The organism is Geomonas sp. (assembly GCF_056994735.1).
In genome coordinates, this window is the sequence record NZ_JBXKJL010000064.1 from 65,673 (window position 1) to 74,366 (window position 8,694).

7 protein-coding genes and 2 riboswitches are annotated in these 8,694 nt (G+C 58.7%); all 7 genes read left to right on the plus strand.

Going from position 1 to position 8,694, the window contains the following annotated elements; genetic code table 11:
- Positions 1 to 28 precede the first annotated feature (28 nt).
- A complete protein-coding gene (locus AC11W3_RS03180) occupies positions 29 to 1,417 on the plus strand; it encodes a phenylacetate--CoA ligase family protein (RefSeq protein WP_484090530.1) in 1,389 nt (462 codons plus the stop codon).
- Positions 1,374 to 2,354: a glycosyltransferase gene (locus AC11W3_RS03185; RefSeq protein WP_484090531.1), complete on the plus strand. Its 981-nt coding sequence runs from the start codon at positions 1,374 to 1,376 to the stop codon at positions 2,352 to 2,354. Before AC11W3_RS03180 ends, AC11W3_RS03185 begins: the two co-directional genes overlap by 44 nt.
- Entirely contained in the window at positions 2,341 to 3,477 is a 1,137-nt protein-coding gene (locus AC11W3_RS03190) for a CapA family protein (RefSeq protein WP_484090532.1), read from the plus strand. Before AC11W3_RS03185 ends, AC11W3_RS03190 begins: the two co-directional genes overlap by 14 nt.
- Positions 3,478 to 3,518: 41 nt before the next feature.
- Positions 3,519 to 4,691 (plus strand): hypothetical protein, encoded by a 1,173-nt coding sequence (locus tag AC11W3_RS03195; RefSeq protein ID WP_484090533.1) that lies wholly within the window; start codon positions 3,519 to 3,521, stop codon positions 4,689 to 4,691.
- A 107-nt stretch (positions 4,692 to 4,798) separates the two neighbouring features.
- Positions 4,799 to 4,874: riboswitch (cyclic di-GMP riboswitch) on the plus strand.
- Between the two features lie 107 nt (positions 4,875 to 4,981).
- A riboswitch (cyclic di-GMP riboswitch) is annotated at positions 4,982 to 5,066 on the plus strand.
- 271 nt (positions 5,067 to 5,337) lie between these two features.
- Positions 5,338 to 7,662, plus strand: coding sequence for an Ig-like domain-containing protein (locus AC11W3_RS03200; protein WP_484090534.1), 2,325 nt, complete (start codon positions 5,338 to 5,340; stop codon positions 7,660 to 7,662).
- 271 nt (positions 7,663 to 7,933) lie between these two features.
- Complete coding sequence (locus AC11W3_RS03205) at positions 7,934 to 8,137, plus strand: GSU3473 family protein (RefSeq protein WP_484090535.1); 204 nt, start codon at positions 7,934 to 7,936, stop codon at positions 8,135 to 8,137.
- Between the two features lie 289 nt (positions 8,138 to 8,426).
- A partial coding sequence (locus AC11W3_RS03210) for a hypothetical protein (protein WP_484092466.1) occupies positions 8,427 to 8,694 on the plus strand: 268 nt, incomplete at its 3' end.

Sequence of the window (8,694 nt, forward strand, 5' to 3'; positions counted from 1 at the left end):
CGCAAGGCTCAATTCGGAGGTATGGACCATGCACAGTGCAGTGGCGAAATACCTGGTATGGAGTCCGGTTTTGCTGTCAAGGGGACAGAACATCTGGCCTTTGCTGAAGCGGTTCGAGACCACGCAGTATCGCCTGGCTGAAGAGGCCGAGCATGAGGAGTTTGCCGCCTTCAAGCGGGTCTTCGAATATGCCTACACCTCCATTCCCTTCTATCGGAACAAGTACCAGCAGGCCGGCGTCTCCCCTTCAGACCTCATGACGCGCTCGGACGTGGAGAAGATTCCGGTGCTGACCAAAAAGGAGCTCCTGGACCAGTCTGCCGACCACAGTGGGCCGTATCGAGGCAGAAAGTTCAAGAGGTCTACCAGCGGGTCGACCGGAAAACCCCTGGTTTTCTATAAGGACCACGAATCGCTGACCTACATGGACGCCATCCTGTATCGCAACTACTCCTGGTATGGCGTAGGCCTCGGTGATCGACAGGCGAGGGTATGGGGACACCCGTTGACTCCAGCTGGCAGGCTGAAAACCCTGGCGCAGGACACCCTTCTGAACAGGATAAGGCTCTCGGCCTTTGACCTCCAGGAAGCGACCTACCTGCGTTATCTGCAACGGATGGAGCGTTTCCGGCCGCAGTATGTCTACGGCTACGCCCAGGCCGTCTTCGAATTCTGCAACTATTTCAGGCAGGAGCAGGTCGACCTGTCTCATCTCAAGATCAAGGCGGTGATCCTGACCGGGGAGATGGTCTTTTCCTATCAGCTGGAAGCCATCGGGGAGGTCTTTGGCTGCCCTGTGACCCAGGAGTACGGCTGCACCGAGGTCGGGATCGTAGGCTTTGGCTGCCCCGAAGGGACCATTCATCTGATGGAGAACCTGATGGTCGAGACGCTGCCGGCTCCGGCCGGGGAGGGTGGGGACATCGTGGTGTCTGAGCTGTATGGTCGCCTCTTCCCCTTTATCCGCTATGTGCTTGGTGACAGGGGGACCATTTCCTCGCGCGGGTGTTCCTGCGGCCGCCAGCTCAAGGTGCTGGAGGAGCTTTTGGGGAGAAAGGACGATTTTGTCCTCTGTCCGGACGGTCGCAAGCTCGATCCCTACGTGGTCGAGTACGCCCTAAACGAGCTGCCCAAAAGGGTTGGACTGGTGCAGCAGTTCAAGGTGGTGCAGAGGGAGTTGAACTCACTGGAGATCATGCTGAGGGCGGAGGGGGATCTTGAGCTTATCAAGGGTCACCTGGTGGAAAAGATGAAGAAGCTGCTGCCACCATCGATGGAAGTACGGGTCGAGTTGGTGCGGGAGTTGCCGAAGGAGCGCTCCGGGAAGCTGCGCTGTTTCACCTCGTTACTACAACAAAATGAGGGGCAGGGACATGGGGGAACCACTGATCACCGTTATCATTCCGGCGAAGAATGAGGAACAGTACATCTCAAGCTGCCTCACAGCCGTCTTGAGCCAGACCCTCGCACCCGACTGCTATCGTATAGTGGTAGTCGACAACGGATCGACCGACAGTACGGTGGCAATGGTGACACCTTTCCTAAGCACCGGTCGTGTGCAGCTTGTGTCCAAAGCTGGCGGCACCATTGCCTCGGTGCGAAACAGCGGCGCAGCCTTGGCAACGGGGGCATATGTCGCATTTCTCGATGCCGACTGCGTCCCGGCCCCGGACTGGCTGGAGCGTGGGACCGAGCTGTTGCAGGATGATGCCGACTCCGGATGTATCGGCTTCGTGGGCGCCCCCCCCGAGGCGACAGCCCCCTGGGTGGAAGAGACCTGGCAGCATCTCTGTTCGACGGGGCGTGCCAAGGGAACGCGCGCGGTGCCGTGGCTGTCGTCTTTCAACCTGGTCCTGCGACGGGAGCTCTTTTGCCGGGTGGGAGGCTTCGACGAGACCCTGGAAACCTGCGAAGACGCCGACTTGGGGTATCGTCTCAGTCGCCATGCGAAGCTGCTTCTAAGTGACCTGACCTCGGTGCGTCACCTGGACGAACCAAAGACGCTGCGACAGTTCTTCTTCAAGGAGATGTGGCGGGGGCAGAGCACTCTGCGTAACTTCTTCCGTTCCGAACGCAAAAGGGACGATTTTCTAAGTGTAGCGGCGCCGATTTGCTACCTCCTGGTGCTGGTGCTTTGGACAGTGGCGGCGGTGGCCCAGCGGGTAGCAGGAAGCGAACTGACGCTCCATGTCGGCAGGGTCTGTCTGCTGGTGGTTTTGCTGGCCCCGCTGTTGAACGTCTATTACAAGACCCGACGGGTCTTGAATCTCTCCGAGACGGCGAAGGCCTTCTTCCTTTCCGCGGTCTATCTGGTAGCTCGGGGACTGGTGGTGATCCCATATGGCCGACGATGAAAGGACTTTGCGCCTGATGTTTGTGGGGGATGTCAGTTTCGGTGACTGCCTTTTCTGCCAAGGGATGGGAATCAGGTCCCTGGCCAGGCTTCACCCGGCGGGTCATTTCTTTGCGGAAGTGAGCCATCATATCAGGCAGGCGGACCTGGCTTTCTGTAACCTGGAGACCGTGCTTTCCAGGAGCGGTGAGGACTCAACCCGCCTCTCCACAGTCGACATGCGGGGCGACCCAGAGTGTGCGGAAATGCTCGAGACCGCCGGCTTCAAGGTGATCAACTTTGCCAACAACCACGCCGCCCAGCACGGCCCAGACGCCTTCCAGGAGACCGTTGCCTTGCTCGGGGCTCGCGGCCTTTCCGTGGTTGGACTGAAGTCGAAGAAGGAGTGGCACTGCGCCCCGGTAGTGGTGGAAAGACAGGGGGAGAAGATCGGCTTCCTCGGCTACTCCTTCGTCCATGACCGGATCTTCCGCACCGACACCCCCTACGCGGAAGGGACAATCGACAAGATATTGGGTGACATCACCCGGCTGCGAAAATCGGTGGGTCTCCTGGTGGTATCGGTGCACTGGGGTCTGGAGTTCTTGGACCATCCCTCGGCCGACATGGCGCGGATGGCACGCGCCATGATCGATGCCGGGGCCGACGCGGTAATTGGCCATCACCCGCATGTCCTTCAGGGAGTCGAGATATACCGCGACAAGATCATCGCCTACAGTCTCGGCAACTTCCTCTTCGACATGCTCTGGTCGAAGGAGTATCGGGAGACTCTCCTTTTCGAGATACTGTGGTCGCCCGGCCGGGGGGTGAAGTGGCAGAGCGTCCCCGCCTTCATTGGCAGCGACGGGCGCATCGACCTCCTTGCCGGCCCCGAAGCCATGCTTGCCCAGGAGCGTATGCATCAGCTCTCCCTCAAGGTAAGAAGGGGGCATGAGCAAGGATTCCCCACCGAGAAGGAGTATCAAAAGGAGTTCCAGCGAAGGAACAATGCGGGGCGGCTGAAATCATATCTCTACTTCCTGGCACACTTTCACAAGTATCGGAAGAGGTACCTGCTGCAACAAATCAGGCGGAGCATCGGCAGCAGAATCGAGGATCTCCGGGCGCGCTTGGGGGCTGGGTGAGCGGTGAGCACGCACTTCGGCAGACGATAGGAGGAAATGGCATGGAGCGGCAACGTGGGAGATGGCGGATGGTGCGGCAGGCGATACTGGCCCTTTCACTTCTTGTCGAGATGGCCTTCATGGCGGTTGTTCCGGTCCATGCGGAGGTCATCTTCGAAGAGAGCTTCGACTCGCACCCCGATTGGAATGCGGACAGCTCTCTCAACTCGATTGAATGCAACCCTCCCGCCTGCTCGCTGGCGCCGAAGGGGTGGGATGGTTTTCGCGCCATGCCGTCCAGTGGCGCTGCCGCTGCCCAGCAGTCCCACGATGTCCCGGTAATCTCCATCCAACGCCCCATCGGTTCACTGCCCGATCACAGCGGCAGCGCCAAGGGAAAGGCCCTGGTCATCTACCAGGCATCAGACCTTCCTGATGAACCGGGGGTCTGGAAGGGGGACGGGCAACTGGCCAAGGTCTTCCCGAAGGAGTATCCCGAGCTCTACATCCGTTACTGGGTAAAGTCCCAAAGCGGTTGGAGGTCGGTCCCCGGGGGCGCCCTCAAGACATTTCGCATTACCCACTGGCCAGGCTCCACAGCGAGCCCGAACCTGTTCAATCAGGACCACAACCACCCGACTTTCTACCTGGACCAGAGCACCTGGGGGGGGTGGGCTGGTGCCAAAGCCGGCTTTGGTGCCGTTTTTCCTGCCTATCGTTGCAGTGCCTCACCAGAAGATTACTTCTGCGCGAGAAGCGGTAACAAGTACCAGGGCCAAAGCTATGGGGATGACTATCTTCTTCCGCCACACGGTCAGCCGAACCGCAACTATGGCGACACCTCCTGGCATCGGTACGATATCCATATAAAGGTCAATACCATGGGTAAGAAAAACGGCGTCGTGGCTGTGGCCTACGACGGATCAGTCGTCTTTTCTCATACCGATGTCGTTTTCCTGGAACCGGGGAGTAACCGGAAAGGCTTTAACGCCCTGATGCTAGGCGGCAACAGCCATAACAACTTCGCCGCGAACGGCAACCAGTGGTACGCCATTGACGACGTGGTGGTGAGTACCACGCCGATACCTGATAACTATGCCATCAGAGGTGGAGGTGCCTCGGTCGCTGGGGGGGGGAATCCGCAGGCCGGCAAGGAGAGTCCCTTGCCCGCGCTGGCAGGAGGGGGCAATGACCCTCTGTCAGTTCATCGAACTTCCTTTTCGTTGGCCTTGTAAGTTATCGATATTGTATGATTTTTTTTCGGGACTTTGTTTTTGGTGACGGCGGTCACATCGCTACGTCCGGTTTTTTGAGATAAAGGGTCATACAAAAATTGATGGGTAGACGACAATACTAAACCATTCGCGAGAATGGGACGGAAAGCCTAAGGGTCTCACCGAGACAGCCGGGTCGCCGAAATACTTTTTTCCAGTATACGGCCCCGGCTTTTTTATGTCTAAAAACCATCTAATGAAAAGGAGCCCGCGGTAAAGCTAATTAGTTGTTTGGCAGTTCCTTCAACCTGTTTCCGAAGAGGTAAACCCAGGGCAACCTGGGGACACAAAGCCCACGGGTCCCGCGCAGCGAGCAGGGACGGCCGGGTTGGCGAGAAACGCATCCTTCGACAGCGCCTGAACGGGCTGTTAAAAAGATCAGGGAGAAAAAATGGGTAGAAAGACAACAACCAGGCGCACTCTGTGGCGCAGTACAGGAATTTTTGGTCTCTTCATGCTCTTGGCGTATCCGTGTTTCGGGGCGGTCGTTTTCGAAGACAACTTCGACTCGAAACCGGACTGGAACGCCAATATGTCGATCAACGGAACGGCTTGTACACCCCCCTCTTGCCCCGCCGCCCCTAGCGGGTGGGATGGGTACAGGGTCATGCCCTCAACTGGCGCATCCGGCGTCCCGCAAACCCACAACGTACCGGTTGCTTCCATTCAGCGCCCGATCGGCTTGCTGCCCGACCATAGCGGCACCGGTGCCGGCAAGGCCCTCATCGTTTACCAGGCATCGGACCTTCCCGATGAGCCCAGTGTCTGGAAGGGCGACGGGCAGATTGCCAAGGTCCTCGGTCAGGAATACCCGGAACTCTACATCCGCTATTGGGTGAGGTCGCAGGCTGGTTGGAAATCGACTGTCGGTGGCGCTCTGAAGACATTCCGCGTAACCAACTGGCCCGGGGCCAGTGTAAGCCCCAACATGTTCGACCAGGGATTCAACAACCCCACCTTGTTCGTCGACCAGAGCACCTGGGGGTCCTGGGCAGGAGCCAAGGCAGGTTTCGGCGCCTTCTTCCCGGCCTACCGTTGCAGCGCCTCTCCTGATGACTACTTCTGCGCGAACAGCGGCAATAGCTATGAAGGCGGAAGCTACGGCGATGATTGGCTGGTAACCCCCAATGGCCCCCCCACTACCAACTACGCCGACACCGGCTGGCACCGTTACGATGTCCATGTCAAGGTCAACACCATCGGCCAAAAGAACGGCATCATGACCATCGCCTATGACGGGGCCACCCTCCTTGCCCACAACGACATGGTATTCCTGGAGTCGGGGAGCACCCGGCATGGTTTCAATACCATCTTCCTGGGCGGCAACAGCCACAACAACTACACCCAGAACGGCAACCAGTGGTACGCCATGGATGACGTGGTGGTCAGCACCACCGCCATTCCCGATAACTACGTAATCGGCGGAGGGACTCCGGCTGACACGACGGCTCCCACCGTGTCGATCTCTGCTCCGGTCAACGGGGCCAGTGTCACCGGGACCGTTTCGGCCACCGCCAATGCGACCGACAATGTCGGTGTCAGCAAAGTCGAGTTCTATGTCAACGGCACCCTGCAGGTGACGGACACCGCTTCACCCTATCTGTACTCCTGGAACACCTCGGCCCTCAATGCGGGGACCTATACCCTTACCGCCAAGGCCTATGATGCAGCCGGCAACGTCGGTAGTAGCAGCGTCTCGGTGTCGGTGGTCAAGGATACCACGGCCCCTACCGTATCGATGACGGCTCCGGCCAACGGCGCAACCGTGAGCGGCACTGTGGCACTGACCGCCTCCGCCACTGACAACATCGGCGTAACGAAGGTCGAATTCTACGGAAACGGTGCCCTCCTCTCTGCCACCAACGTCGCGCCTTACAGCTACAGCTGGAACACCGCGGCGGCCGCCAACGGCAGCTACACCCTCACCGCCAAGGCCTATGACGCAGCGGGTAACGTCGGCCAGTCTTCCTCGGTGGCCGTCACCATAAGCAACGCAACCGCCGATACTACGGCTCCCTCGGTGGCTTCCTTCACCATGCCGTCGACTGCTACCTCCCTCAGCGTGCCGGTTTCCGGCCTGAGCGCCACCGACAACGTCGGGGTAACCGGCTACATGATCAGCGAAAGTTCCACCAAGCCGGCAGCCACGGCAACCGGCTGGACCGCCAGCGCCCCCACCAGCTTTACCTTCGCCGGCGCCGGCACCCGCACTGCATATGCCTGGGCCAAGGACGCAGCAGGAAACGTCTCGGCCAGCGCCTCGGCCTCGGTGACCATCACCCTGCCGACGACGACGCCTGCCCCTGTCGCTGGGCTGGTCGCCGCCTACTCCTTCGACGAGGGGACCGGAACCACGGTAAACGACAAGTCCGGCAAAGGCAACAACGGCACCATCAAGAACGCTACCTGGACCGGCTCCGGTAGATACGGCAGCGCCCTGTCCTTCAACGGGACCAGCTCGATGGTTAATATCCCCGACTCCGCATCGCTGCATCTCACCAGCGCGATGACGCTGGAGGCCTGGGTAAAAGCGAGCAACATTTCCTCGAAATGGCAGGACGTGATCTACAAGGGGAATGAGAACTACTACCTGGAAGCGACCTCGACTTACTCGGCCAGGCCGATGGGTGCCGTACAGACAGGGAACGGTCTCACCGGATCCTACGCAGCCTCCAGTCTTGCTGCCAACACCTGGACCCACCTTGCAGCCACCTATGACGGCAGCTATGTCAGGTTCTACGTGAACGGCGTACTGGCCTCGACCCAAGCGAAGAGCGGAAGCATGGCCACCTCGACAAACCCGCTGCAGATCGGCGGTGACAGCATCTACGGAGAGTACTTCGCGGGGACAATCGACGAGATCAGGGTTTACAACATCGCTCTCGGCCAGTCCCAGATCCAGTCCGACATGGCAACCCGAATCGGACTGTAAGCAGAAGCGTAGCAAGTAGCATAGAAGGCATGATGGAAAGGGCACAGGAGTTACTCCTGTGCCCTTTTTTGCGTGCGGCAGCCGTGGTGCTGTAGCGTTCCGGCTGCCCAGACGCGGGACCTACTCGAATTTTGTGGTGCCGGGGGTGAGGTGGGCGCTTGGAAAGGTCCGGTTCTTGCTATATCTCAGAGAAATTTTATTATCAACAAGTGGAACAATGCCGCCGCGATTAGACTCCGGTTCCGAGATCAACGAAAGGGGAGGGCCTTCCATGCTGGTTCAAGTCCACTGGACCAACAACCGCTACGACTACGTCAAGGACTTCATGTTGGACAGTCTGATAGAAGCAGGGGTAGTGGCGCGGTTTCTGCGCAGCTCGGGCTGGGTGATCGTAGGGGTGGATCCGATCCGTACCGGGCACCCTGCTCCCGAATACAAAGGTGTGGAAAGAAGATCCATTGAAGTTGAAGGTTAGCTCCGGCTGTACAGTTGTCGGGAAGATTTACAGGCGTTACCTGCAACTGTCGGGGAAATTTACACTGCAGCTCGCCCTGCCGAGTATGGGAGCCGTTACTGCAGCATCGACCAGGGGCCGCGAGGCGGCACTGGCTTCTTACTTGAGAATATTTCCTGTTAAATCGGCCACTTTCTCGATTGTCAAGGCGCGAGCTGTGGTCCATCACCGAAAAAGTCAGTTGCCCGGGTGTTGGCGCATTTGTTGCTGTATCTCCGACATTCCATATCCCCGGAACGAAGGAGACAATATGAGACGAATGTCGACCATGGCGGCCCTTATTTCAATGTTATGTGCAACTGCTGCAAATGCGACCATGCTGGATCTTACCCATGACGGGGCCTCCGGGTATTTGAACGGTGCCTACTTCATGGAGGGGACCAGGAATCCGACCGGCACCGGGGTATATGAGCCCTTCCTCCGTCTGCAGCGAGTCGGAGTCGAATCGGGTTTCAACACCAGTGCCAGCAAGGTGTTGGACAACAAGGATGGCATCTGGACCAAGGATCTCAGGCTTG